The sequence below is a fragment of the uncultured Roseobacter sp. genome (genome assembly GCF_947491795.1).
Lineage (GTDB): Bacteria > Pseudomonadota > Alphaproteobacteria > Rhodobacterales > Rhodobacteraceae > Roseobacter.
Map to the genome: position 1 here is coordinate 275281 of NZ_CANLKW010000002.1, position 24541 is coordinate 299821.

At 59.5% G+C, this 24541-nt stretch carries 26 protein-coding genes; 21 read left to right on the forward strand and 5 right to left on the reverse strand.

The genetic code is table 11. The features are described 5' to 3' along the window. The 20 genes from Q1A34_RS08125 (at nt 1) to Q1A34_RS08220 (ending at nt 18340) form a co-directional block, all read left to right on the forward strand. A complete protein-coding gene (locus tag Q1A34_RS08125) occupies nt 1-1632 on the forward strand; it encodes a dihydroxyacetone kinase subunit DhaK (RefSeq protein WP_300032863.1) in 1632 nt (543 codons plus the stop codon). 10 nt (nt 1633-1642) lie between these two features. After that, entirely contained in the window at nt 1643-2698 is a 1056-nt protein-coding gene (locus tag Q1A34_RS08130; RefSeq protein ID WP_300032865.1) for a LacI family DNA-binding transcriptional regulator, read from the forward strand. A gap of 27 nt (nt 2699-2725) precedes the next feature. Next, nucleotides 2726-3778, forward strand: a complete 1053-nt coding sequence (locus tag Q1A34_RS08135) for a sugar phosphate isomerase/epimerase (RefSeq protein ID WP_300032867.1) — start codon at nt 2726-2728, stop codon at nt 3776-3778. A gap of 3 nt (nt 3779-3781) precedes the next feature. Further along, nucleotides 3782-4918 carry a Gfo/Idh/MocA family oxidoreductase gene (locus Q1A34_RS08140; protein ID WP_300032869.1) on the forward strand — a complete coding sequence of 379 codons (1137 nt, stop codon included), beginning with the start codon at nt 3782-3784 and terminating at the stop codon, nt 4916-4918. Nucleotides 4919-5230: 312 nt separating this feature from the next. Then, the gene (locus Q1A34_RS08145; RefSeq protein WP_300032870.1) at nt 5231-5830 is read left to right on the forward strand and encodes a hypothetical protein; all 600 of its coding nucleotides are present in this window, start codon (nt 5231-5233) and stop codon (nt 5828-5830) included. Between the two features lie 114 nt (nt 5831-5944). Beyond that, entirely contained in the window at nt 5945-7147 is a 1203-nt protein-coding gene (gene pcaF, locus Q1A34_RS08150) for a 3-oxoadipyl-CoA thiolase (protein ID WP_300032872.1), read from the forward strand. A gap of 3 nt (nt 7148-7150) precedes the next feature. Further along, nucleotides 7151-8143, forward strand: coding sequence for a 1,2-phenylacetyl-CoA epoxidase subunit PaaA (paaA, locus tag Q1A34_RS08155; protein WP_300032874.1), 993 nt, complete (start codon nt 7151-7153; stop codon nt 8141-8143). A gap of 4 nt (nt 8144-8147) precedes the next feature. Then, nucleotides 8148-8432, forward strand: a complete 285-nt coding sequence (gene paaB, locus Q1A34_RS08160) for a 1,2-phenylacetyl-CoA epoxidase subunit PaaB (RefSeq protein ID WP_300032876.1) — start codon at nt 8148-8150, stop codon at nt 8430-8432. Between the two features lie 29 nt (nt 8433-8461). Continuing rightward, nucleotides 8462-9184, forward strand: a complete 723-nt coding sequence (gene paaC, locus Q1A34_RS08165) for a 1,2-phenylacetyl-CoA epoxidase subunit PaaC (protein WP_300034089.1) — start codon at nt 8462-8464, stop codon at nt 9182-9184. After that, complete coding sequence (gene paaD, locus Q1A34_RS08170; RefSeq protein WP_300032878.1) at nt 9178-9645, forward strand: 1,2-phenylacetyl-CoA epoxidase subunit PaaD; 468 nt, start codon at nt 9178-9180, stop codon at nt 9643-9645. The genes paaC and paaD overlap by 7 nt, the downstream gene beginning before the upstream one ends. A 1-nt stretch (nt 9646) precedes the next feature. Then, nucleotides 9647-10711, forward strand: a complete 1065-nt coding sequence (locus Q1A34_RS08175) for a 2Fe-2S iron-sulfur cluster-binding protein (protein ID WP_300032880.1) — start codon at nt 9647-9649, stop codon at nt 10709-10711. Nucleotides 10712-10720: 9 nt separating this feature from the next. Next, nucleotides 10721-12763 carry a phenylacetic acid degradation bifunctional protein PaaZ gene (gene paaZ, locus Q1A34_RS08180; protein ID WP_300032882.1) on the forward strand — a complete coding sequence of 681 codons (2043 nt, stop codon included), beginning with the start codon at nt 10721-10723 and terminating at the stop codon, nt 12761-12763. Further along, complete coding sequence (locus Q1A34_RS08185; protein ID WP_300032884.1) at nt 12753-13529, forward strand: PaaX family transcriptional regulator C-terminal domain-containing protein; 777 nt, start codon at nt 12753-12755, stop codon at nt 13527-13529. The genes paaZ and Q1A34_RS08185 overlap by 11 nt, the downstream gene beginning before the upstream one ends. Before the next feature lie 45 nt (nt 13530-13574). After that, the gene (locus tag Q1A34_RS08190; protein WP_300032886.1) at nt 13575-14189 is read left to right on the forward strand and encodes a ribonuclease D; all 615 of its coding nucleotides are present in this window, start codon (nt 13575-13577) and stop codon (nt 14187-14189) included. Further along, on the forward strand, nt 14186-15148 hold the full coding sequence (locus Q1A34_RS08195) for a KpsF/GutQ family sugar-phosphate isomerase (protein WP_300032888.1): 963 nt from the start codon (nt 14186-14188) through the stop codon (nt 15146-15148). Before Q1A34_RS08190 ends, Q1A34_RS08195 begins: the two co-directional genes overlap by 4 nt. Before the next feature lie 6 nt (nt 15149-15154). Further along, on the forward strand, nt 15155-15763 hold the full coding sequence (locus Q1A34_RS08200; RefSeq protein WP_300032890.1) for a hypothetical protein: 609 nt from the start codon (nt 15155-15157) through the stop codon (nt 15761-15763). 4 nt (nt 15764-15767) lie between these two features. Beyond that, nucleotides 15768-16259 carry an LptA/OstA family protein gene (locus Q1A34_RS08205; RefSeq protein ID WP_300032892.1) on the forward strand — a complete coding sequence of 164 codons (492 nt, stop codon included), beginning with the start codon at nt 15768-15770 and terminating at the stop codon, nt 16257-16259. Next, nucleotides 16259-17017, forward strand: coding sequence for an LPS export ABC transporter ATP-binding protein (lptB, locus tag Q1A34_RS08210; RefSeq protein ID WP_300032894.1), 759 nt, complete (start codon nt 16259-16261; stop codon nt 17015-17017). The genes Q1A34_RS08205 and lptB overlap by 1 nt, the downstream gene beginning before the upstream one ends. Before the next feature lie 247 nt (nt 17018-17264). After that, nucleotides 17265-17831 carry a ribosome-associated translation inhibitor RaiA gene (gene raiA / locus Q1A34_RS08215; protein ID WP_300032896.1) on the forward strand — a complete coding sequence of 189 codons (567 nt, stop codon included), beginning with the start codon at nt 17265-17267 and terminating at the stop codon, nt 17829-17831. Nucleotides 17832-17875: 44 nt separating this feature from the next. Further along, nucleotides 17876-18340 (forward strand): PTS sugar transporter subunit IIA, encoded by a 465-nt coding sequence (locus Q1A34_RS08220; RefSeq protein ID WP_300032898.1) that lies wholly within the window; start codon nt 17876-17878, stop codon nt 18338-18340. A gap of 561 nt (nt 18341-18901) precedes the next feature. On the opposite strand, the gene galE is transcribed toward Q1A34_RS08220, so the two are convergent. The 4 genes from galE to cysQ form a co-directional block, all read right to left on the reverse strand. After that, complete coding sequence (galE, locus tag Q1A34_RS08225; protein WP_300032900.1) at nt 18902-19885, reverse strand: UDP-glucose 4-epimerase GalE; 984 nt, start codon at nt 19883-19885, stop codon at nt 18902-18904. A gap of 13 nt (nt 19886-19898) precedes the next feature. Beyond that, nucleotides 19899-20792 carry a UTP--glucose-1-phosphate uridylyltransferase GalU gene (gene galU / locus Q1A34_RS08230; RefSeq protein ID WP_300032902.1) on the reverse strand — a complete coding sequence of 298 codons (894 nt, stop codon included), beginning with the start codon at nt 20790-20792 and terminating at the stop codon, nt 19899-19901. A 214-nt stretch (nt 20793-21006) separates the two neighbouring features. Continuing rightward, the gene (locus tag Q1A34_RS08235) at nt 21007-21810 is read right to left on the reverse strand and encodes a manno-octulosonate cytidylyltransferase (RefSeq protein WP_300032904.1); all 804 of its coding nucleotides are present in this window, start codon (nt 21808-21810) and stop codon (nt 21007-21009) included. Beyond that, entirely contained in the window at nt 21810-22607 is a 798-nt protein-coding gene (cysQ, locus tag Q1A34_RS08240) for a 3'(2'),5'-bisphosphate nucleotidase CysQ (protein WP_300032906.1), read from the reverse strand. The genes Q1A34_RS08235 and cysQ overlap by 1 nt, the downstream gene beginning before the upstream one ends. Before the next feature lie 119 nt (nt 22608-22726). On the opposite strand from cysQ, the gene Q1A34_RS08245 reads away from it, so the two are divergent. Then, complete coding sequence (locus Q1A34_RS08245) at nt 22727-23551, forward strand: ABC transporter permease (protein ID WP_300032908.1); 825 nt, start codon at nt 22727-22729, stop codon at nt 23549-23551. On the opposite strand, the gene Q1A34_RS08250 is transcribed toward Q1A34_RS08245, so the two are convergent. Then, a complete protein-coding gene (locus tag Q1A34_RS08250; RefSeq protein WP_300032910.1) occupies nt 23525-24520 on the reverse strand; it encodes an ABC transporter ATP-binding protein in 996 nt (331 codons plus the stop codon). The two genes, Q1A34_RS08245 and Q1A34_RS08250, sit on opposite strands and share 27 nt — an antisense overlap. Nucleotides 24521-24541 lie beyond the last annotated feature (21 nt).

The window sequence follows — 24541 nt, forward strand, 5'->3', positions numbered from 1 at the left end:
ATGGCGCAGTTCATCAACACCAAAGACACGCTCGTCACCGATGCAATCGACGGGGTGCTGGCCGCATCCGGCGGCGCGCTTTGCAGGCTGGATGGCTACCCGCATATCAAGGTCGTGTGCCGCGCTGACTGGGACAAGTCAAAGGTCGCGCTCATCTCGGGCGGCGGGTCAGGTCACGAGCCCGCACACGCCGGTTTTGTGGGCGAGGGCATGCTGACCGCCGCCGTCTGCGGCGAGGTTTTCGCCTCCCCGTCGGTCGATGCTGTGCTGGCCGGTATTCTTGCTGTTACGGGCGAAGCGGGCTGTCTGCTCATTGTGAAAAACTACACCGGTGACAGGCTGAACTTCGGGCTTGCCGCCGAACGGGCCCGCGCCTTCGGGCTCAGGGTGTCGATGGTGATCGTTGATGATGACATCGCCCTGCCCGACCTGCCCCAGGCACGCGGCGTTGCCGGGACACTTTTTGTGCACAAGATTGCAGGTGCGCTGGCAGAGGACGGCGCGGATCTGGAAACCGTCACAGCCGCCGCTGAAAAGGCCACGGCCGAGATGGCCTCTATCGGCATGTCGCTGGATACCTGCACCGTACCCGGCTCGGAAAAAGAAGACCGCATCGCCAAAGGCATGGCCGAGCTGGGTCTGGGCATTCACGGCGAGGCCGGCGTGCAACAGGTGACCTTCGACACTGCCGTCACAGCGATGGACATGGTGCTGGACAAGCTCAGCGCGCGGCTGGATGGCTCTGCGCATGTCGCCCTTCTGAACAACCTGGGCAGCACAACACCACTTGAAATGGCGGTCCTGACCCATGCACTGGCCACCTCCTCCAAAGCGCGCGGCATCGAGGCCATTATCGGCCCTGCGCCGATGATGACCTCTCTGGACATGCATGGGTTTTCCGTGTCGATCCTGCCGCTGGATGACGCAGGCCGCGCAGGCCTGGCGCGGGCCGTACCCCTGGCTGCCTGGCCGGGGATGCACCCCCTGGGTCAGGTGGCGGTCAGGCCGCTGCCGGATGGGCTGAGCCCGATCAAACCGATCCCGTCGGACAATCCGCGGGTGCGCGGCATCATCGAGACCTGTTGTGATCTGCTCATCGCAGCCGAAAGCGATCTGAACCTGCTGGATGCGAAATCAGGTGACGGCGACACCGGCAGCACTCTCGCCACCGCCTCCCGCTCGCTGAAAACGGCGCTGGACCGGATGCCGCTTGCCGATCTCACACAGCTTTTCCGTGCTGTCGGCAACGAGCTGAGCCAGACCATGGGGGGATCGTCCGGTGTGATCCTCGCGATATTCTTCGGGGCCGCCGGAGATGCCTGTGCCAATGGTCACCCGACGCATGAGGCACTGCTCAAAGGTCTGGAACGGATCAGCGAAGTAGGCGGTGCGCGCGCGGGCGACCGCACGATGATTGACGCGCTTGAGCCAGCGCTGAATGCCCTGTCGGCTGGCTTCCCCGCAGCGGCACAGGCCGCACGCACAGGCGCAGACGCAACAGCCTCAATCGGACGGGCCAAGGCCGGGCGCGCCTCCTACGTGCCCGAGGAAAACCTGATCGGGCACAACGACCCGGGCGCCGAAGCTGTTGCCCGGCTCTTTGAAGGGCTGGTCACCGCAACACAAGGATAGCACGGGCAGCATGAAAGCCGGTCGCGAGAACAATCCGCTGAAGCCTACGGTCAACGACATTGCGCGTGTGGCCCGGGTCAGTCTTGCGACCGTCGACCGGGTGCTCAACGAACGCCCCGGCGTGCGGAAAATCACCGTTGAAAAGGTCAACCGCGCCATCGCCGATCTGGGATATGTGCGCGATACGGCGGCAGCCAACCTTGCGCGCGGGCGGGTCTATCGTTTTCTGTTTATCCTGCCCGCCACCAACAACGAATTCCTCTCTCTGATCGAGGACCATATCCGCGATCTGGCCGGTGGCATGCTGCGCGAACGCACCCGGATTTCGCATATCACAGTGCCGGCGTTTGACCCGATGGCCCTGGCCGAGGCGATCAGCGCCGTGGACGTCACACAGACCGACGGCGTCGCTGTCTTTGGCCCGGAAACCCCGTCTGTGCGCGACAGTATCTCTACCCTGCGGGCGCACGGCGTTTCCGTGGTTTCGCTTGTGTCGGACATCCCCAGCTCAGAGCGGAACACCTACGTCGGGATCGACAACATTGCCGCCGGGCGTACCGCCGCGCAGCTGATGGGGCGCTTTCTGGCACCGGTGGCGGGCAACGTGCTGGTGCTGACCGGCTCGATGCTGGCGCGGGACCATCTGGAACGGCGGCTCGGATTTGACGAGGTTATGGCCCGCGACTTTCCACACCTGAACGTACTGGCGTCGCTTGAGGGGCGGGACGATCCGGACCTTATCGAACGGCTGTTGCCGGATACGCTGGCACATACGGATAAAGTGGTCGGCATCTACTCATCTGCGGCAGGCAACGCCGGTCTGATCCGCCACCTGCAGACCGCCGGGCTGGACCGGACACCGGTGATCATCGCGCATGAGCTGACACCCCTGTCGCGCGCGGCCCTCGGTAACGGTCTCTTTGATGCCGTCATCAGCCAGGACGCGGGCCACCTTGTCCGCAGCGCTGTGCGCATCATGCGCGCTGTCATTGACGACACGCCGATCAACCCGGCACAGGAACGCATCCGCATCGATATTTATCTCAGGGAAAATCTGCCGCCCTGACCGGGTGCGCGACAAGGAGGAAAACACATGAAAACCATCAAGGGACCAGCGCTGTTTCTGGCGCAGTTTGCGGGCGACGACGCGCCGTTCAATTCGTGGGACGCGATCACCAGATGGGCCGCAGACTGCGGCTACAAGGGTGTGCAGGTGCCCAGCTGGGACGGGCGTCTGTTCGATGTGGCGCAGGCGGCAGAGAGCAAGACATATTGCGATGACTTCAAGGGCCAGGCTGCGGCGAACGGCGTCGAGGTCACCGAACTGTCGACCCACCTGCAGGGCCAGCTGGTCGCGGTACACCCGGCCTATGACGCGGGCTTTGACGGCTTTGCCGATCCGACCGTGCATGGCAATCCCCAGGCGCGCCAGGAATGGGCCGTGGATCAGGTGAAAAAGGCGCTGTCGGCGTCGGCCAATATGGGCATCGGTGCGCACGCGACATTCTCCGGCGCGCTGGCCTGGCCCTATATGTATCCGTGGCCGCAGCGCCCGGCGGGCCTGGTTGAAACCGCCTTTGACGAGCTGGCGAAACGCTGGCGGCCCATCCTCGATCATGCTGAGGACTGCGGCGTTGACGTCTGCTATGAAATCCACCCGGGCGAGGACCTGCACGACGGCGTGACCTTTGAGATGTTCCTGGAACGTGTGGACAACCATGCGCGCTGCAACATGCTTTATGATCCGTCGCACTATGTTCTGCAGTGTCTCGATTATCTCGACAACATCGACATCTACAAAGACCGGATCCGGATGTTCCACGTCAAGGATGCCGAGTTCAATCCGACCGGGCGTCAGGGTGTTTACGGCGGCTATCAGTCCTGGGTCGATCGCGCCGGTCGTTTCCGCAGCCTGGGCGACGGCCAGGTGGATTTCGCCGCCGTCTTTTCCAAAATGGCCGCCAATGACTTTGACGGCTGGGCTGTGGTTGAATGGGAATGCTGCCTCAAACACCCCGAGGACGGCGCACGTGAAGGCGCGCAGTTTGTCTCTGACCACATCATCCGCGTCACCGAACGGGCCTTTGACGACTTTGCTGATGGTGGCACGGACGAGGCCGCAAACCGCAAAATGCTGGGGATATAAGATATGAGCCGTATTCGACTGGGCATGGTAGGGGGCGGCAACGACGCCTTTATCGGAGCCGTCCACCGCATCGCATCCCGCATCGACGACCGCTATGAGCTGGTGGCAGGTGCGCTGTCCTCGACGCCGGAAAAGTCACGCGCTTCCGGGCAGGCAATCGGACTGCCAGAGGACCGGATTTACGACGACTACAAACAGATGGCGATCCGTGAAGCGCGCCTGAAAAACGGGATCGAGGCGGTGGCCATCGTCACCCCCAATCACGTGCATTTTGCCGCCGCGCGCGAGTTCCTGAAACGCGGCATCCACGTGATCTGCGACAAACCGCTGACCTCGACAATGGCGGACGCGCGCAAATTCGTGAAAGCGGTGGAGAGCTCGGATGCCCTCTTTGTGCTGACCCACAACTACACGGGCTACCCCATGGTGCGCCAGGCGCGCGAGATGATCAGCGCAGGCGATATCGGCGCAATACGCGTGGTGCAGGTGGAATACCCGCAGGACTGGCTGAGCGAGGAACAGGATTTCAAACAGGCCGCCTGGCGTACGGATCCCGAACGCTCCGGTGCCGGAGGATCAACCGGCGACATTGGCACGCATGCGCATAATCTGGCCTGTTTCGTGACCGGTCTGACCGTTGAAAGCCTGGCCGCCGATCTGCAGGCCTTTGTGTCCGGACGCCAGCTGGATGACAACGGACATGTGATGCTGCGTTTCCGGGGCGGCGCGCGCGGGATGCTGTGGTGCAGCCAGGTCGCGCCGGGCAACGAAAACGCGCTGCGCCTGAGAGTCTACGGCGAAAAGGGTGGCCTGGAATGGTCACAGGAAAACCCCAACCAGCTCTGGTTCACCCCGCTGGGAGAGCCGAAACGCCTTATCACCCGGAACGGCGCTGGTGCCGGTGACGCAGCGGCCCGGATGAGCCGCGTCCCGCCCGGACATCCCGAAGGCTATCTGGAAGGGTTCGCAAATATCTATTCCGAGGCCGCTGAGGCGATTGCGGCGAAACGCGAGGGCCGGGAACCTGCGGCAGAGGTGACTTATCCCGGCATACTGGACGGGCTGAAAGGGATGCAATTTGTCGACGCCTGCGTGCGGTCATCCTCGCGCAATTCGGCATGGGTCGATTTGCCCGATTAACCTCAAACGCCGGGGCACCGGCTGTGCACAGACTGTTCTCAGATGTATAACGATGCCCCGAATTGCGTACTAACCCGTTGCTAAAAAGTTGTTTTTCTGTCTTTCAACACAAAGCCCGTGGGCTTTCCTCGTTAAAATCCAAAATGAATAGTTAAGGCTCTGCTAACGGAAATCAGGCACCCTGAGAGGACCTGTTTTTTGTGAGGAATAATGTTAAACACCCAATCCGCAAACCAGCTGGCGGCTTTTTTCAACCAATTTCATGTGCCGATGTTTGCTGCAGAACGTGCCTCGCGGGGTGCCCCGTTTCGCATGGTTTGCATCAACGCAGCGCACCAGGATGCATCCGGTCTGGATGCGGCGCATATTCGCGGCGCTGCTCTCGGAGAATTTCTGCCCGGCGACGAAGCTGAATGCACCGGGCAACTGTATGCAGACTGTGCGGATGCCGATACAGATATGCGCTTTTACGAAAGCCTGACGCTGCCGTCGGGCGTGATGCACTGGGATACATGCCTTCAGCATGTGCCTCTGGAAAATGGTGGCAGCCGGGTCGTTGGCACGACATTTCAGGTGCTGCAGCAAACCGATCAGGATGAAAGCCGCCTGGTGTTTGACGATATCCGCTTTTTCTCGGCGCTGGCAGATATGCAATTGCAGAACCTGGTTTCCATGTTCGACGCCGCCCGCAAAAGCGAGCTTTTCTGCGCCAACAGTGCCGACCGTGTCGCCCAGCTTGGCAGTATCTGCCGGGGTGTTCAGAAAGCCGTGAACGATATTCAGAATATTGCCCGGCAGGCCGGGGACAAGAAGGCCGGAAAAACCTGCGATACGCGAAGCGACAGTGCGGACGCGGCACTGGGAGAAACGGGCGAAACTGTTCGGGCACTGGTGGACTCCTGCGCATCCTGACTGTGCAGCTCCCACAAAAGCGTTACGTATCCAAGTAAACTTCCCAAAAACAGTAACGTAAATATTGCGTCGAATCGCGCGCTGCCGTAGAGTCCGGACGAAACGGAGGACTTAATGCAGGCATTCATCTGTGACGCGCAGCGCACCCCCATCGGTCGCTACGGCGACAGCCTGTCCCAGGTGCGCGCCGACGATCTGGCGGCAGCCCCGATTGCAGCACTGATCGCGCGCAACCCGGATGTGGACTGGGCGGCACTGGACGACGTTGTGTACGGCTGCGCAAATCAGGCGGGCGAGGACAACCGCAACGTCGCGCGTATGGCAGCACTTCTTGCCGGCCTGCCCGTCGATGTGCCGGGGATGACACTCAACCGCCTCTGTGCCTCCGGCATGGATGCGGTTGGCGCTGTCTCCCGTGCCATTCGTGCCGGTGATATGGATATGGCCATCGCCGGCGGTGTCGAAAGCATGAGCCGCGCGCCCTTTGTCATGCCCAAGGCGGACACGGCCTTCAGCCGCGCCAATGCGGTGTACGATACGACGATTGGCTGGCGGTTCGTGAACCCAAAGATGAAATCCGGTTTTGGCATCGATTCCATGCCGCAGACCGCTGACAACGTGGCCGCTGAGTACAATGTGGGGCGCGAGGATCAGGATGCCTTTGCCGCGCGCAGCCAGGCGCGCTGGGAAGCCGCTCAAAAGGCCGGTCATTTCGCCGAGGAGATCGTGCCCGTGATCATCCCCCGGCGCAAAGGCGATCCGCTGGAAATCCGCGAAGACGAACATCCCCGGCCCGGCACAACCCCGGACAAACTGGCAGGGCTGCGCGGGATAAACGGCCCGGATCTCACTGTCACCGCAGGCAATGCCTCGGGCGTAAACGATGGCGCGGCGGCTATGCTGATCGCATCAGAGGCGGCAGCCGAAAAGAACGGTCTGACGCCGATGGCGCGTATCGTCGCCATGTCAGCCGCCGGTGTGGAACCGCGCGTCATGGGCATTGGACCGGTGCCCGCCTGCCGCAAAGTACTGGAGCGCGCAGGCCTGAGCATCGATCAGATGGATGTGATAGAGCTGAACGAGGCCTTTGCCGCCCAGGGGCTTGCCACACTGCGGGCGCTGGGGGTGGCGGATGATGCGCCTCACGTGAACCCTAACGGTGGTGCAATTGCGCTCGGGCATCCGCTGGGCATGTCCGGCGCGCGCCTGGTAATGACCGCCGCCTACCAGCTGAAACGCACCGGCGGGCGCTATGCACTGTGCACCATGTGCGTGGGCGTTGGTCAGGGTGTCGCGCTTATTCTGGAAAGGGCCTGAACGATGTATGCACAGATGATCAAATCCACTGGCAAAACAGTGAAATCCCTGGACGAGATGGACCCGCAGGAACGTGCCTTTCAGGAACGGATTGATGCAGGCGGCAAGATTGAACCACGCGACTGGATGCCCGAGGGCTATCGCAAAACACTGATCCGCCAGATCGGTCAGCACGCCCATTCCGAGATCGTGGGACAACTGCCCGAAGGCAATTGGATCACCCGCGCGCCGACACTGGAACGCAAGGCGATCCTGCTGGCCAAAGTGCAGGACGAGGCAGGCCACGGGCTGTACCTCTATTGCGCGGCCGAAACCCTGGGCGTCAGCCGCGATGACCTGACGCGCGATCTGCTTTCGGGCAAAATGAAGTACTCGTCTATCTTCAATTATCCGACCCTGACATGGGCGGATATGGGGGCCGTCGGCTGGCTGGTCGATGGCGCCGCGATCATGAACCAGGTGCCATTACAGCGCACGTCATACGGGCCCTATGCCCGCGCCATGGTCCGCATCTGCAAGGAGGAATCCTTTCACCAGCGTCAGGGCTTTGACATCATGATGAAGATGGCCAGCGGCACAGAGGCCCAGCGAAAAATGGCGCAGGATGCCCTCAACCGCTTCTGGTATCCGTCCCTCATGATGTTCGGGCCGTCGGACGAAAACTCCGTGCATTCCGCGCAGAACATGGCGTGGAAAATCAAGATGAACACCAATGACGAGCTGCGTCAGAAATTCGTCGACCAGACCGTTCCACAGGCCGAATACCTGGGCCTTACTGTTCCGGACGCGCATCTGAAATGGAACGAAGAGCGCGGGCATTACGACTTTTCCGAGCCGGACTGGGAGGAATTTTTTGACGTGCTGAATGGCAACGGCCCCTGCTCAAAGGAACGGCTGGAAGCACGCAACAAAGCCTGGGATGACGGCGCCTGGGTCCGTGACGGGCTGATGGCACACGCCGAAAAGAAAAAAGCCCGCAAACTGGCGGCGGAGTAGACAGATGCAAAATGAATGGCCCCTCTGGGAAGTGTTCATCCGTGGTCAGCATGGTCTGAGCCACCGCCACGTCGGCTCCCTGCATGCCGCAGACGCCGAAGGCGCAATCAAGAACGCCCGCGATGTATACACCCGCCGGAACGAGGGCGTCAGCATCTGGGTGGTCGAGGCCAGCGCCATTGCGGCCTCCTCTCCGGATGAGAAGGGGCCACTTTATGAGCCCTCAAACGACAAGATCTACCGCCACCCGACCTTTTACGACATTCCCGATGATGCGGGGGCGATGTGAGCGATCCGCTCTTTGAATTCCTGTGCCGCATGGGCGACAACACGCTGGTACTGGGCCACCGGGTGTCCGAATGGTGTGGGACAGCGCCCGTACTCGAAGAAGACATCGCGCTGGCCAATACCGCACTTGACCTGATTGGCCAGACGACGCTCTGGCTGAACCTCGCAGGTGAGGTTGAGGGCAGGGGCCGCGACGCGGACGCTTTGGCATTCCGGCGCGACGTCTGGGATTTCCGCAACCTTTTTCTGGTCGAGCAGCCGAACGGCGATTTCGGGCAGACCATGATGCGCCAGTTTCTTTTTGACAGCTGGCACCGGCTGTATCTGACCGGGCTGACAGAAAGTTCCGATGCACGGATCAGCGCCATCGCTGAAAAATCACTCAAGGAAGTGAGCTACCACCTGGACCGCGCCACCGACACGGTCATCGGTCTGGGCGACGGGACCGAAGAAAGCCATGCGCGGATGCAGGCAGCGCTCGACCGCCTGTGGCCCTTTGTGGGCGAGATGTTCGCAGGCGATGCCGTCGATGCGGCCCTGGCCCGGCAGGGCACAGCGCCCGACCCGGCAAAGCTGCGATCAGGTTTTGATGAGCAGGTCGGCAAGGTCCTGGCCGAGGCAACGCTTGTCCGGCCCGACAGCGATTTCGCACACAAGGGCGGGAAAACCGGCACCCGGCATTCAGAACATCTGGGTCACATGCTGGCTCAGATGCAGTGGCTGCAACGTGCCTATCCGGATGCCACATGGTAGTCGAAAAGCCTTTGACAGAGACTGTATGGGCATGGCTCGACGCTGTGCCCGACCCGGAAATTCCGGTCATCAGTCTGGTCGATCTGGGGATCATCCGCGACGTCTCGTGGCAGGACGACACGCTGGAGGTCACCGTAACACCGACCTACTCCGGCTGCCCGGCGACGCGGATCATCAACCTTGATATCGAAACGGCACTGCGCGATCAGGGGATCGAAAAACTGCGTCTGAAAACACAGCTGTCCCCGGCCTGGACGACCGACTGGCTGACCGCACGGGGTCGCGAACGGCTCGAATCCTATGGCATTGCCCCGCCCCAGCCTGCAGGAGGCCCCGCGCACTGCCCGCAGTGCAAATCCGGCAACGTGGAACGGATCAGCCAGTATGGTTCTACCCCCTGCAAGGCCCAGTGGCGCTGCTGCGACTGTCTTGAACCCTTTGATTATTTCAAGTGCATCTGACATGGCCAGATTTCATACACTGACAGTGACCAACATCCATCACACCATCCGTGACGCCGTTGTGCTGACACTGCAGCCTGATGCGCCCGACGCTTTCCGGTTCACGCAGGGCCAGTACCTGACGTTTCGCCGCGATTTCGACGGCACAGAACTGCGGCGCAACTACTCGGTCTGTTCGGGCCTGGATGACGGCGTTCTGCAGGTGGGCATCAAACGGGTTGAGGACGGCGCCTTTTCCACCTTTGCCAATACCGCTCTCAGGGTCGGTGACACACTGGAGGCGATGCCGCCACAGGGCGCGTTTTTCACCGCGTTAGAGCCGGAAAAGGCGAAAAACTATCTTGGTTTTGCCGGTGGCTCGGGCATCACGCCAGTGTTGTCGATCCTGAAAACCGTATTGGTCCGCGAGCCTCATTCAACCTTTACGCTGGTCTATGCCAACCGGGCCGTGAACACGATCATGTTCCGCGAGGAGCTGGAGGACCTGAAAAACCGTTTTATGGGGCGGCTGACGATTATCCACATTCTGGAATCCGGGCAAGACATAGAGCTTTTCACCGGGCGCGTGGATCAGGACAAATGCACAGCCCTTTTTGAGCACTGGATCGACGTATCAGGCGTGGACACCGCCTTTATCTGCGGGCCGGAGCCGATGATGCTGGCCATTGCCGACAGTCTGAAACTGCACGGGTTAGCGCCTGATCAGATCAGAATGGAGCTCTTTTCGGAAAGCCAGCAGGGCCGGCTGGCACGACAGGAGCTGGCCGCCCGCACCGCTGACCAGCCCGGCACCCAGGCCCGTATCACCGTCGAGGGGGTCACCCGGTCTTTCACCATGCCCAAAGATCAGTCCGTTCTGGAGGCCGCACTGTACAATGCGCTGGATGCTCCGTTTGCCTGCAAGGCGGGCGTCTGCTCTACCTGCAAGGCGCGGGTTCTGGAAGGGGAATACGAAATGCTCAGCAATCATGCGCTCGAAGACTATGAGGTAGAACAGGGTATGGTGCTGACCTGCCAGTGTTATCCCCTGGGCGACAGCATCACCGTGGAATACGACACGCATTAGGGAGGCATCATGCCCAAAGACAGCGCGCTGACCGAGGTTCACAGCTTTGCCGCTGGGCAATGGATCGCACCGGGCGCAGGCGCGCGGACCATCGCCAGTGCCATCACCGGCATGCCGATCTGCACCGCCGGAAATGACGCGCTGGACACGGACGCTATGCTGGACTGGGCACGTGCGTCCGGTGGTCCTGCCCTCAGGACGATGACCTTTCACGACCGCGCGCGCATGGTCAAAGCGCTGGCTCTGTTTCTCAGGGAGCACCGGCAGATCCTCTATGACCTGAGCTTTGACACCGGGGCTACACAAAAAGATCACCTGATCGACATCGACGGCGGCATCGGGACCATGCTGGTCTTTGCCTCCAAAGCCCGGCGCGAAATGCCCGACGGTCATGTCTATATCGACGGCGCCACAGAACAGCTCAGCCGCTCCGGGCAGTTCATGGGGCAGCATATCGCAGTACCGCTCAGGGGTGTCGCCGTACAGATCAACGCCTTTAACTTCCCGGTCTGGGGCATGCTGGAAAAACTTGCGCCTGCCCTGCTCGCGGGGGTGCCTTCGATCGTGAAACCGGCGACAGCGACCTGCTATGTGACAGAGGCCTGTGTCCGTCTGATCCTGCAGAGCGGACTGCTGCCCGACGGCGCGCTGCAGCTGGTCACGGGCGGTCTGGGCAATATGCTCGATCACCTGGACTGCCAGGATGTGGTCAGCTTTACCGGCTCGGCGGATACCGCGCTGAAACTGCGCGCCAACCCGCATCTTATGGCGCAGTCCACCCGGTTCATGGCCGAACAGGACAGCCTGAATGCGTCGGTTATGGGACATGATGCGATACCGGGCACGCCTGAATTTGACCTCTTTGTCAAAGAAGTGAGCCGTGAGATGACCGTGAAGGCCGGGCAGAAATGCACGGCAGTCCGGCGGATCCTCGTCCCCAGGGCTCTTGAGGATGCTGTGATCAGCGCCCTGTCCGAAAGACTGCAAAAAACCACCATCGGCGATCCCCGTCTGGATGACGTACGGATGGGCGCGCTGGTCTCTGCCGCCCAGAAACGCGATGTACTGGAAAAAGCAGCATGCATTGCCAGCGAAGCGGAACGTGTCACGGGCGACCCTGAAGCCTTTACCATTATCGGGGAAACGGTACAGAACGGCGCGTTTCTGCCGCCAATGCTGTTTCACTGCTCTGACCCCGACGCGGCCCGGCATGTGCATGACACCGAAGCATTTGGTCCGGTGGCCACGGTGATGGGATACACGGATACGGATCATGCGATCCGGCTGCTGAACAGGGGCCGGGGTTCACTGGTGGCATCGGTAATCACCGGCGACACAGAGGTTGCGCGGGATATTGCGCTGGGGGCTGCTGCCTTTCACGGTCGCCTTTATTTCAACAACCGCACTTCTATGGCCGAGTCGACGGGCCATGGCGCACCCCTGCCGCATATGATCCACGGCGGCCCGGGACGCGCGGGCGGCGGTGAGGAGTTGGGCGGTGTCCGCGGTGTATTGCACTATATGCAGCGCACCGCCCTTCAGGGCAGCCCTGACATTCTGACCGGCATCACAGGCAGGTGGACGCCCGGCGCGCAGGAGATAACAAAAGAAGCGCATCCGTTCACCCGACCCTTTGGGGACCTGGCCATTGGCGAGACCCTGAATGCAGGCCCGCGCACTGTGACCGTGGAAGACATCGAAACCTTTGCGCATTTCACCGGTGACACCTTCTATGCCCACATGGATGAGGAGGCCGCGGCCGCCAATCCCTTTTTTCCGGGGCGGGTGGCTCACGGTTATCTGCTGCTGAGTTTCGCCGCCGGGATGTTTGTACAGCCAGACCCGGGCCCGGTGCTTGCCAACACCGGCCTGGACAATCTGCGCTTTAAGGCCCCGGTTGTGCCTGGCGATGCCATTTCCGTGCGTCTGACCGTCAGGGCCAAAACGCCGCGCAACACCGAGTATGGCGAGGTCCGCTGGCATGTCACTCTGACCAATCAGGAGGCGGCAATCGTGGCTGAGTATGAGCTGCTTACTATGAATGCCTTCTGAGGACCTGAGCCTTTGGATCTCTGCGCTGGCAGAGCTTGGTGGGCAACGGGTCTGGTCGCTGCTGGTTTCTGTTTTCGGAGACCTGGCGCGCGACGAGGGCGCATCCGTTGACGGGCCCGTTCTGTCCGACATCATGACCGCCATGGGCGTCCGCCCGGAGGCAACACGTGTCGCGCTGCACCGTCTGCGCAAGGACGGCTGGATCACTTCTGCCAAGTCCGGACGCATCAGCCGTCACAGCCTGACAGCATACGGCCGCAAAGAAACTATCGCCGCCAGCGGGCGCATCTATGCAAAACCGGCAGACTTCACCGAAGACTGGCAGGTTATTATCACCGACGGAACCGAGGCGCGCGATCACCTGCGTGTGGCAGGTTTTGTGCAGCTGTCGCCGCGTGTATACGCCGGGAGCGCGACAGCGAAAGCGCCCGTTGGTACCCTGATCCTCACCGGGGACACTGTGCCGGACTGGGCGAAGAACGCCATTTTGCCAGAGCGTCTGATCAGGGAATATCAGGCTCTGTACACACAGTTAGAGACGATATCTACGGCGGCTGACCCCGCCCTGGACATGCCACCGCTTGAACGTGCTGTTCTGCGTTGCCTGCTTGTCCACACCTGGCGGCGCCTGCTGCTGCGCCATCCCGAGCTGCCACCGGCTCTGTGCCCGGAGGGCTGGAAAGGGCACGAGTGCAGGCGACTGGTGACGCAACTGCTGACGCGGATTTCGCGGCCCTCGCTGTCAGAACTTGGCGCAGGGCGGTGAAACCGCAGCCTTTCGCACTTACATAAGGTTAGCTATAGGGATGCCATGACACACTCAGTATACAAAAATGACCTGCCGGATGACCTGGACCTTGGACCGGTTGTCGCCATCGACTGCGAAACCATGGGGCTGAACCCGCACCGCGACAGGCTCTGTGTCGTGCAGCTGTCCGGGGGCGATGGTAAGGCACATCTGGTGCAGATCAGCATAGGCCAGACAGAGGCACCGAACCTGTGCCGTTTGCTGGAAGATCCCGCCGTTCTGAAGCTTTTCCATTTCGGCCGCTTCGACATCGCGGCCATGCTCCATGCGTTCGGTGCAACGGCTGCACCGGTCTATTGCACCAAAATCGCCAGCCGTCTTGTGCGGACCTTTACCGACCGTCATGGCCTGGCAAAGCTTTTACAGGAGTTGCTGTCTGTCGATATCTCAAAACAGCAGCAGTCCAGCGACTGGGGTGCCGACACACTGACGGATGCCCAGGTGGAGTATGCGGCATCGGACGTGTTGTATCTGCACCAGCTGCGGGAAGCGCTGAACATCATGCTCGAACGCGAGGGCAGAATGGAGATGGCGCAGGCCTGTTTTGATTTTCTGCCGATGCGCGCCCGGCTGGATCTGGCCGGATGGCCGGATACGGATATTTTTGCCCATTCATGAAAACGCCCTTTATTGATACCGCGCGCCGGGTGATACGCGCCGAGGCTGACGCGCTTATTCAGCTGGCTGACGCTCTGGATGGCCGGTTCCGGGATGCGGTTGACCTTTTGCTCAACAGCAAAGGACGGGTCATTGTCACCGGCATCGGTAAATCCGGTCACATCTCGCGCAAGATTGCAGCAACTCTGGCCAGTACCGGCACGCCCGCACAGTTTGTGCATCCGGCAGAAGCCAGTCATGGCGATCTGGGTATGATTACCCCGGCTGACGTGGTGCTGGCGATTTCCAATTCCGGAGAAGCGCCAGAGCTGGCCAACCTCGTGGCGTATTCACGGCGCTATGACATCCCATTGCTGGGGATCACCAGGAACGAACAGAGCAGCCTGGGGCGCCAGTGTGATGTCTGCCTCCTTCTGCCCTCGCTGGGAGAGGCCTGCGGCACCGGCGTCGTTCCCTCGAATTCCACAACGATGACGCTGGCGCTTGGCGACGCACTGGCAATCGCGCTGATGGAGCACCGCGAATTCACCCCTGAAAATTTCCGTGACTTTCACCCTGGCGGTAAACTGGGCGCCCAGCTCAGCCGCGTGGAAGACCTGATGCACACAGGCGATGCGCTGCCGCTGGTGTCCGAAGATGTCCCCGTTGCCGCGGCACTCGCCGTAATCGGGCAAAAAGGCTTTGGCGTCGTGGCTGTGACCAGCGAGGCCGGCAAACTGACAGGCATCATCACCAACGGCGACATTGGCCGCCACCTGGACAAACTGGCCGATGCCTGTGCGCGCGATATCATGACCCCCTCGCCGGTCACCATCGCCCCGAATGATCTTGCAGAAAAAGCCGTCAGCGTGATGAACGCGCGCCAGATCACCTGCCTGCTCGTTGTGCACCCGGACGCGCCCGATACTGTCGCCGGTCTCATTCACATTCACGACTGCCTGCGCGTCGGGCTCGGGTGACGCGGGATGCAGGGGGACCGGTATTCACAGTGGGTTGCCTGGCTGAAAGTTGCCCTGCCACTGATGGCGCTTGGTATTCTGTCCACTCTGTTTTTGCTGTCGCGATCCGTAAACCCGACCAGTTCAATTCCCTTTGCGGATGAGGATGTGCAGACCAGACTGGCCAACCAGCAGGTCAGCGGGCCCTATTATTCCGGAACGACAGCTGACGGTGACCAGATCGCGTTTATTGCAGAGACGGTCACTAGCCCGCAGGCGCTGGTGGGCGAGACGCGGGCCGAGGATGTCTTTGTCCGGATCGATATGATCAACGGCACCGGTGTCACCGTAAAATCCAACAGTGCCTCTGTGCAGCTGTCCGAAGACGTGGCGGAGCTGACCGGAAATGTTGTTCTGACCACATCGCAAGGATATCAGGTGCGCAGCCAGTTGCTGACAGCACGGGTCACCGAACTGGACGTCAGATCACCCGAAACCGTGTCTGCGGTCACCCCCGGCGGCGATCTGGTGGCGGGCGCAATGCACCTGCGCGCCACTGGTCCGGACAACAACGCCCAAATGGTTTTCACAAATGGTGTTAAACTGCTATATCAGCCCAAAGAGGTGAAAGATTAACCCCGTGAATGTTTCAAGACTGATTGCCATTTCCCTGACCGTTCTGGTTTCTGCAACATCGCTCAGCGCCCAGGGTGCGCAGGTTGCTTTTGGATCTCTGCAGCAATCCAAAGACCTGCCTGTTGAGGTCACCGCGGACAATCTGGCCGTTGATCAGGAAACAGGATCAGCCGTTTTCACCGATAATGTTGTGATTTCGCAGGGTGAAATGCGCCTGTCCGCGCCACGTGTTCTGGTGGTCTACAAAGAAGAAACACAAGGCATTGAGCGGCTCGAGGCGACCGGCGGTGTGACTCTGGTATCGGGTGAGGATGCGGCAGAATCACAGGTTGCGAATTATGACATCGACAACGGTTCGATTGTCATGACAGGCGATGTGCTGCTGGTTCAGGGTGCTGCTGTTTTGTCCGCGGACAAGATGACAGTCCAGCTCGATGAGGGAACCGCCCGCATGACCGGGAACATCAGAACTGTTCTGCAAACCGGCGAAAACTGATGACCCGGCCGGAGCTCACCGTGGCAGAAGGATCCGCAGGCCTGCGGGTCGAGCATCTGCGCAAATCCTACCGCCGCAAAACCGTCATCCGCGACTTTTCCATGTATCTGGAACGCGGCGAAGTGGCGGCCCTGCTGGGCCCCAACGGTTCGGGCAAGACAACGACTTTTTACGCGATTGCCGGCCTGGTGACACCCGAAGGCGGGTCCGTCACCATCGATGGTCAGGACGTCACGAGACTGCCGATGTACCGGCGGGCGCAGATGGGTATCGGATACCTGCCGCAGGAGATGAGCATTTTCCGCGGTCTTTCTGTTCAGGACAATATCTCTGCGATTCTGGATATTGCTGAAAAAGACAGACACAAACGACGTGAGCGGCTCGAAGAACTGCTCAGCGAGTTCTCTATCGAGCACCTGCGGCGCGCGCCGGCGCTGGCACTGTCGGGAGGGGAGCGGCGGCGCGTCGAAATCGCCAGATCGCTGGCCGCTAACCCGCGTTACCTGCTGCTGGACGAACCCTTTGCCGGGGTCGATCCGATCTCTGTGGGCGATATCCGGCATCTGGTTGCAGACCTGAAAAAACGCGGGATCGGCGTGCTGATCACAGATCACAACGTCCGGGAAACGCTGGAGATTGTTGACCGCGCATATATCCTGCACGAAGGCCAGGTGCTGATGTCGGGCACCCCGGATGATGTGGTTCAGAACGAAAACGTCAGACGTGTTTACCTGGGTGACAACTTTCGTATTTCTTAACGCGTACTGAGCTGCGTTAACCATTTTTTCAGTAAAATCAGTGGTGTTTTATTTGACTCCTTGCCGCCTTTTCGGGCTCAATGGGGACATGTCATGTATCCGGCTCTGTCTTTTGGATCATCGCCCCGCGCAGCAGGGAGTAAAGGACAACAACCTGGCCACAGGCTATTTTCTGAATATCCGTTAAAGTTCGTTCCGGTATGTCTGTACCGGATGCTGGCGGAGTTCGTTACACGAAGGAGAAAATATGCGATATCAGATCAGCGGAAAACAAATCGACATTGGTGAGGCCCTGCAAACCCACGTCAAAGAAGAACTTGGCGTGTCCGTAAAGAAATATGCAGAGCGTCCGACAGAAGCCGTCGTGGTGTTTTCCAGATCAGCGCATGAATACGTCTGTGAAGCGACAGTGCATCTGTCTACCGGTCTGACGGCGCAGGCAAAGGCGCATCAGACAGAAATCTACGCCGCCTTTGACGCCTGTTGCGAAAAAATGGAAAAACAACTCCGCCGCTACAAGCGCAGGTTGAAAGATCATCATAAAGATCGGTCAGAACCGGTTGAAATTTACGGTGGCTCCTCATATATCCTCGCTTCAGAAACCGACTCGGAAGAAAATGAGCCGGAGACACTGCAGCCCATGATCGTGGCCGAGATGGAAACCAAAATCCCATCTCTCTCTGTCGGAGAAGCCGTGATGCAGATGGAGATTGCAGGTGCTCCTGTCCTTGTTTTCCGCAATGAGAGCAAAAAGGGATTGAACGTCGTATACCGCCGCGAGGACGGCAACATCGGATGGATCGACCCTCAGTAGGATAAACCCGCGCGGGAAACCCGGGCATAGCATGTGCGAGCTTTATGGATTTTGAGACCCTCCTTAAACCGGAGGCCGTGAAAGTTTTAACCTCGGCCTCCAGTAAAAAGCGTCTGATGCAGGATCTCGGTGATCTTGCCGAGCAGGCTTATGGCCTGCCATCCGCAGAGATTCTGGACGCGCTTCTGGCGCGTGAGGCACTTGGCCCAACAGGTGTTGGGTATGGTGTGGCGCTGCCGCACGCCCGCACATCCCGGATCGACTCTGTGGTGGGTGTTTTCGTCCTTCTGGACAAGCCCATCGACTTCAATTCCGTCGACCGGCAGCCTGTGGACATCGCCTTTGGCCTGCTGGCGCCCGAAGACGCAGGTGTGGAACATCTCAAGGCACTCGCCCTGGTCTCGCGCACACTGCGTAATCCTGGGATCTGTGCAAAGCTGCGTGCCAATCCGAACCCGGCAACGCTCTTTACAATTCTGACGTCAAACGAGGCTGATCAGGCTGCCTGACGGCTTGCACGCTTGGAAATCAAGACTCAGACAGTCTGGCGCATGTGCGGCAGGGCTATCCGGCGCGATTTCTGCGTGTCAGACATCCTGCGAAAACCAGTGCCGCTGCTGAAACATCGCGTGCCGGTTCGGGGTGCGGCGTTGGTTCCTGAAAAGCGGCCGGCATTGATGGGCGCGAATACACGCTGAGATACCCGGAAGACAAGACAGACAACCGCGCACGGCCAGGCTCCACAATGCAGGAAAGGGCGGTGCCGCCAACCGGACCAGTGCACCATCATCGTCATCGCTGCCCTTAAACAGGGAATGATCCACACCCGGCCCACGGTGGTGCTTCGAGAATCAGGGCAATCTGAGCATTGAGTTGCGCGCCGCGCAGACAGGCTCATCACCCGGAGGAATCTGTTCTGTCTGTTCTTGTGTGCGCCGTAGGCCTGTCAGAAGCCAAATACCCGCCACTGCCGCTTATTGCGCAACAGGCCAGGTATACATCGGGCCGGAACCGACCGGCCTGACACCCTATACCCCTCTGATCAGGACCGCATGGGGCCTCTGCAAAGGTTACTTTTCATAGTGCCCGCTTTGATGCCAGCGCCAGGCGTCTGTAATCATCGTGTCCAGTGTGGAGCGCGACGGCGTCCAGCCCAACTCGCTCTCTGCCCGGGTTGAGCCTGACACCAGCCGGGTGCAATCACCCGGACGACGGTCGCCCTCTTTGAACGGCACCGGTCTGTTGGTGACGCTGCGGCTGTGGTCCATCACCTCGCGCACCGAGAAACCACTGCCCGTGCCCAGGTTGAACACGCGTGACCCCTTGCCGTCCTGCAGCCATTTCAGCCCCAGAACATGGGCATCCACCAGATCGCAAACATGCACATAGTCGCGGATGCATGTGCCGTCCGGTGTATCATAGTCTGTCCCAAAAATCGTCAGCGCGTCGCGCTTGCCATCAATGGCGTCCAGCAACAGCGGGATCAGATGCGTCTCTGGCTGGTGGAACTCTCCCACCTCGCCCTCAGGGTCCGCACCGGCGACGTTGAAATATCTGAAGATCACATGACTGAGGCCAAAAGCCACCTCATAATCACGCAGAATATCCTCGATTGCGCGTTTGGATGCACCATAGGCATTGATCGGATGCTGAGCGCTGTTCTCGTCCAGAACCACGTTATCCTGATCGCCATAGGTCGCGCAGGTCGAGGAAAATACAAAGTTGCGGCACCCTGCGCTGGTCGCAGCCTCAATCAGATTGAGGGAGCCCTGAACGTTGTTGCGCCAGTAGAGCCCAGGTTCTTTCATGCTCTCGCCAACCTGGCTCAGCGCGGCAAAATGCATAACAGCCTCGGGCTGCCACTTTGCAAACACTTCTTCCAGACGCGCGGGATCCAGCAGATCGCCCTGCTCGAACGGACCAAACCGGACAGCATCCTGCCATCCGGTCACGAGGTTATCAAAGGTAACCGGCGTAAAGCCCGCCGTTTTCAGAGCCTTGCAGGCGTGCGAGCCGATATAGCCCGCGCCGCCCGTCACCAGAACGTTGGTCATGAATGTCGTCGCCTTATTCTGCCGCTTTGCCCATCGTCACGATGTCATGCAGGTAAGCCGACAGATCATCATGCAGCTCTTCGCGGGCAAGACCAAAAGCGACTGTTGCCTGAAGGAACCCGGATTTTGAGCCGCAGTCAAAACGCTGACCCGCAAAACGGTATCCGTAGACGCCATTTTCATTTTCGATCTCGCGGGCAATTGCGTCCGTCAGCTGGATTTCACCACCGGCACCCGACTTGATCTTTTGCAGGTTGGTCAGAACGGATGGCGACAGAATATACCGGCCGATCACAGCAAGGTTTGAGGGAGCCTGACCCGCGGGCGGTTTTTCGACCATGCCCTGCACACGCACCATGGCGCCCATATCCTCGGACACATCAAGCATGCCGTAGGACGAGGTTTTCTCGGGCGCAACTTCCATTGCGGCAACCATGTTGCCACCGGTTTCGGCGTAGGCCTCGACCATTTGCTGCAGACAGGGTTTGTCCGCGGCGATCACATCATCGGGCAGAATTACCGCAAAGGGCTCGTCCGCGATCAGACGGCGCGCGCACCATACAGCGTGACCAAGGCCAAGCGCCTTGTGCTGGCGGATATAAGCAATTGCACCGCTTTCCATGTTGGTGGATTCCAGCGTCTCAAGAAGCTGGTTTTTCCCTTTGCGGCGCAGTTCTTCCTCGAGCTGGGGCGCGTGGTCAAAATAGTCCTCCAGCGCACCTTTGCCCCGGGACGTCACAAAGATGAATTCCTTGATTCCTGCCGCACGCGCCTCGTCGATCGCATATTGGATCAGGGGCCGGTCCACCAGGGTCATGATCTCCTTGGGGACGGATTTGGTCGCGGGCAAAAAACGCGTTCCCAGTCCTGCAACCGGAAAGATCGCTTTCGTTACCTTACGTTTCATTACTCTATTCCTCACAACATGTGGTGACACTATATCACAGTTTGCCCGTCTTTCGACTGTGGTTGATTCAGTTCATCATTAACGAACAGATATGACACTCTGAGAACAGTCACCCCGGCAAATGCAGTATTGTCTTTCCTGAGCACTATAACGCCGGCCTGGGCATAATTATGGCAATCTCCCGCCGGTTTTGAACAATATGCCCCTGAATGGGTCAGTCCACGCCCATATCCTGCATCATTTTTTCCAGTCTGGGCACGTCTTCAGGGTTGTTGAGCTCCCAGAACTGACGGTCCCGCGCGGATACTTCAACACAGAGCACATGGCGCCCGTTTTCCATGAATCGCAGCTGTTCCAGCCCTTCGAGCTTTTCCAGCGGTCCGCTGGTCCACGTGGGATAGGCCGCCAGCGCGTCCGGACGGTAGGCATAGACGCCCACATGATGGAAAACCGGCGTGTCCGTTTCGGTGCCGGTCCAGTTTCGGCCCGTATAGGGAATCACTTCCTTGGAAAAATAGAGCGCCTGTTTGTCCTGCCCGAAGACGGCAGTTGTGCCGCCGACCCGCCCTGCCTGACGGTCCTCCAGAAATCCACGCAGGGTCGCACCATCACAGCGCAGAACCGGTGTGGCGATTTCCGCATCCGGTGCGGCACGCAGCCCTGCGATCAGATCCTCGACGAACCAGTGCGGCGTCAGCGGGGCATCGCCCTGCAGGTTGACGACGATCTCATAGCCACCGCCCAGCTTTTCATGCGCTTCGGCGCATCGCTCGGTGCCATTTTCACATTTCTCTGATGTCATGACGACGTCGGCGCCGAATTTTTCGCAGGCCGTTCGGATACGGTCATCATCGGTTGCTACCACAACCCGGTCGACACCGGATACGGAGGTGGCCGCCAGCCAGCTGCGTTCGATCAGGCTGCGCCCCTCGCCGGAGGCCCCGCGCAGGACAGCCAGTGGTTTGCCGGGATACCGTGAGGACGCATAGCGTGCGGGGATGACGATCAGGACAGACATCAGGCTTTCCTGAGCGCAACACCGGGCGCTGCGGCGATAAAGAACGGGTTGGCATACCCTTCCTTGCCATAAGTCAGCGGCGTGTGGTCATCGAAACGGACAACTGATCCGCCCGCACCGCGCAGAACGGCATCTCCCGCAGCGGTGTCCCATTCCATCGTCCGGCCAAGGCGCGGGTAAAGATCGGCCTCACCCGTCGCAACCAGACAAAACTTGAGCGAGCTGCCCGCGCTGGTCATATCCCGCACACTGTATTTGCCGATGTAATCGTCTGTTGCCTGATCCCGGTGCGATTTCGAAGCAACGACCATCAGCGCCGCGTTATCCGGTTCAGAGACTGATATCGGCGTCAGATCGCCCACCTGATCAAGTGCCAGCGCGCCTGTCTCCTCGACCGCCCGGCCGGTGTGATCGGTGTAGAACATACGCCCCTTTGCGGGCGCATAAACCACACCACGTGTGGGCACGCCCTGTTCCACCAGCGCGATGTTCACCGTGAAATCACCACGCCGGTTGATGAATTCTTTGGTCCCATCCAGCGGGTCAACGATCAGAAAGGTGTTACCGGTTTTGCTGTGGGTTTCCGCCTGTTCTTCGGTGACCAGCAGCACATCAGGGAAAGACGCCCTCAGCCCGGCAGAGATAATGGCATCGGCGGCCTCGTCTGCCTCTGTGACGGGGCTGGCATCAGATTTGACCTTCACGTCAAAGTCGTCCGCTTCGTAGATCTCCATGATGCGGGCGCCACCCACCAGCGCCAATCTGCGCATTTCTGATGCTAACAGGCTGTAATCCATACACTTTGTTCCCGAACCGGCTTTTGTTGATCAAAACGATAATGCCCCTTATGCTGCCAGCCAGACGGAACAGCAAGAAATCCGTGAAGAACTGCCCAACAACACGAGGCCCGGCAGACATGTTTCAGGCATCAGACAAACGCCAGGGCGCTTTTGCGTCCGCATTTACGATCCTTGCGCTGATCTATCATTCCGTTGTGCGGTCAGTGCGGAAAACACATACTAACGCGTTTCTGGCCATAGGGATCAACCTGCTGCAGGCTGTGATCTTTGTCGTCGCCTTCTACGCGATGTTTTCCATTCTCGGGATGAAGGGCATGGCCGTTCGCGGCGATTTCCTGCTTTATATTATGTCCGGTGTCTTTTTGTTCATGACCCATACCAAGGCGATGGGAGCGGTCGTGGCCTCAGAGGGCCCGGCGAGCCCGATGATGCAGCACGCGCCGATGAACACAATCATCGCAATTGCATCCGCCGCACTGGGATCGCTTTACATCCAGGTCCTGTCGATGGCTGTGATCCTGTTTGTCTATCATGTGGCCTGGACACCCATCAGCATCGAAGACCCGTTTGCGGCCTTTGCCATGTTCATGCTGGCCTGGTTTACCGGTGTCGCCATCGGTCTGGTACTGCTCGCGCTCAAGCCCTGGATGCCGCAGTTTGTCACCATCTTCAACACCATCTATCAGCGCGCCAATATGATCGCCTCGGGCAAGATGTTCGTGGCCAATGTCATGCCCGGATACATGCTGGCCATGTTCGACTGGAACCCACTGTTTCACTGCATCGATCAGGCGCGGGGTTATATTTTTCTCAATTATGTCCCGCGTTATACGAACTGGGAATATGCCGTGATCGTCGGCCTCATACTGGTCATGATTGGCCTGATGGGCGAGTTTTACACCCGGCGTCACGCATCAATCAGCTGGAGCGCGCGTCGCTGACCCGGGGCTGCCGGTTCTGGCAGACATCCATTTCGCGATCATTCCGTGTTGCACGTTGGCCTGGGCTGCGACGCGATAAAAGCCGATAAGTTCCCGCAAAGGCGATGAAATCCGGTCAAAGCCGGACAGAAACGCCACGATCACACCCAGCTGAACCTCGCCCTGCATGACAAGATAGCCGCCGAATAGCAGGACGGTGATCGGTCCCAGCGCATTTAGCAGATTGAGCAAAGATTTCAGAAGGAATTTCAATACAAAGTAACGCATGCGGTTGCCAAAGATGTCATCCAGAATGCCCTTGCCGGTGTCCTCTATTTCCGAGCCTTTCCCGGATATCGTATCACCCAGATCGCGCAGCATCCTGACCCGTTCTTCGATGAGAATGTTCAGCCGCTTCTGAAGAAACGGGGTGAGAAGCACCTGCGGGATAAGAAATGCGAGAGCAAAGATTGCGATTTTCGGTTCTACAACGAACATATAAGCGGCAACACCGATGAGCATTGCGGCATTCGCACAGGCACCGGAGAGACCTTCGCCCACGAAGCCACCCAGTTTTTCTACCTCTGCGCCAACAATGGAGACCGCTCGTCCGGAACCATCCCCGGAGTCTGTTTTGTCTTTTTCATAGAGTGTCAGTAAGTGCCGGCGGGTGTACAGCGTCGCACTCTCTGTCAGCCATGACTGATACATCCACAGCGCGTATTTTACAGCCTGGTGCAGCAGTATAATACCGGCATATGCCGCACCAAAGGTTACCAGGCGGGACACATCCCGGGTCTCAACAACTTCGTTCACGATGCGGCGCTGCAGCTCCAGTGGGATCAGGTTCAGGACAGCCACGAGAACAGCCAGCAGACACACCGCGGGCTGGTGCCATTCACTCATCCTCCAGACATAAACCATCAGAGAATGGGCAGCCGTATCATCTCCGGTACGCGTGATACTGCGCGGCTTTGCGCTGAGCTTCATTTCGAACTTACTTCCCCTGCC

Coding starts and splice junctions, on each gene's coding strand:
- Q1A34_RS08200 (WP_300032890.1), top strand. CDS start 15,155: ATGCAGGGGGACCGGTATTCACAGTGGGTTGCCTGGCTGAAAGTTGCC.
- Q1A34_RS08185 (WP_300032884.1), top strand. CDS start 12,753: ATGCCTTCTGAGGACCTGAGCCTTTGGATCTCTGCGCTGGCAGAGCTT.
- cysQ (WP_300032906.1), bottom strand. CDS start 22,607: ATGGATTACAGCCTGTTAGCATCAGAAATGCGCAGATTGGCGCTGGTG.
- Q1A34_RS08125 (WP_300032863.1), top strand. CDS start 1: ATGGCGCAGTTCATCAACACCAAAGACACGCTCGTCACCGATGCAATC.
- Q1A34_RS08235 (WP_300032904.1), bottom strand. CDS start 21,810: ATGTCTGTCCTGATCGTCATCCCCGCACGCTATGCGTCCTCACGGTAT.
- Q1A34_RS08175 (WP_300032880.1), top strand. CDS start 9,647: ATGGCCAGATTTCATACACTGACAGTGACCAACATCCATCACACCATC.
- raiA (WP_300032896.1), top strand. CDS start 17,265: ATGCGATATCAGATCAGCGGAAAACAAATCGACATTGGTGAGGCCCTG.
- Q1A34_RS08250 (WP_300032910.1), bottom strand. CDS start 24,520: ATGAAGCTCAGCGCAAAGCCGCGCAGTATCACGCGTACCGGAGATGAT.
- Q1A34_RS08245 (WP_300032908.1), top strand. CDS start 22,727: ATGTTTCAGGCATCAGACAAACGCCAGGGCGCTTTTGCGTCCGCATTT.
- galU (WP_300032902.1), bottom strand. CDS start 20,792: ATGAAACGTAAGGTAACGAAAGCGATCTTTCCGGTTGCAGGACTGGGA.
- Q1A34_RS08190 (WP_300032886.1), top strand. CDS start 13,575: ATGACACACTCAGTATACAAAAATGACCTGCCGGATGACCTGGACCTT.
- lptB (WP_300032894.1), top strand. CDS start 16,259: ATGACCCGGCCGGAGCTCACCGTGGCAGAAGGATCCGCAGGCCTGCGG.
- Q1A34_RS08140 (WP_300032869.1), top strand. CDS start 3,782: ATGAGCCGTATTCGACTGGGCATGGTAGGGGGCGGCAACGACGCCTTT.
- Q1A34_RS08145 (WP_300032870.1), top strand. CDS start 5,231: ATGGTTTGCATCAACGCAGCGCACCAGGATGCATCCGGTCTGGATGCG.
- Q1A34_RS08220 (WP_300032898.1), top strand. CDS start 17,876: ATGGATTTTGAGACCCTCCTTAAACCGGAGGCCGTGAAAGTTTTAACC.
- Q1A34_RS08130 (WP_300032865.1), top strand. CDS start 1,643: ATGAAAGCCGGTCGCGAGAACAATCCGCTGAAGCCTACGGTCAACGAC.
- paaD (WP_300032878.1), top strand. CDS start 9,178: ATGGTAGTCGAAAAGCCTTTGACAGAGACTGTATGGGCATGGCTCGAC.
- Q1A34_RS08135 (WP_300032867.1), top strand. CDS start 2,726: ATGAAAACCATCAAGGGACCAGCGCTGTTTCTGGCGCAGTTTGCGGGC.
- pcaF (WP_300032872.1), top strand. CDS start 5,945: ATGCAGGCATTCATCTGTGACGCGCAGCGCACCCCCATCGGTCGCTAC.
- paaC (WP_300034089.1), top strand. CDS start 8,462: ATGGGCGACAACACGCTGGTACTGGGCCACCGGGTGTCCGAATGGTGT.
- paaA (WP_300032874.1), top strand. CDS start 7,151: ATGTATGCACAGATGATCAAATCCACTGGCAAAACAGTGAAATCCCTG.
- paaZ (WP_300032882.1), top strand. CDS start 10,721: ATGCCCAAAGACAGCGCGCTGACCGAGGTTCACAGCTTTGCCGCTGGG.
- galE (WP_300032900.1), bottom strand. CDS start 19,885: ATGACCAACGTTCTGGTGACGGGCGGCGCGGGCTATATCGGCTCGCAC.
- paaB (WP_300032876.1), top strand. CDS start 8,148: ATGCAAAATGAATGGCCCCTCTGGGAAGTGTTCATCCGTGGTCAGCAT.
- Q1A34_RS08195 (WP_300032888.1), top strand. CDS start 14,186: ATGAAAACGCCCTTTATTGATACCGCGCGCCGGGTGATACGCGCCGAG.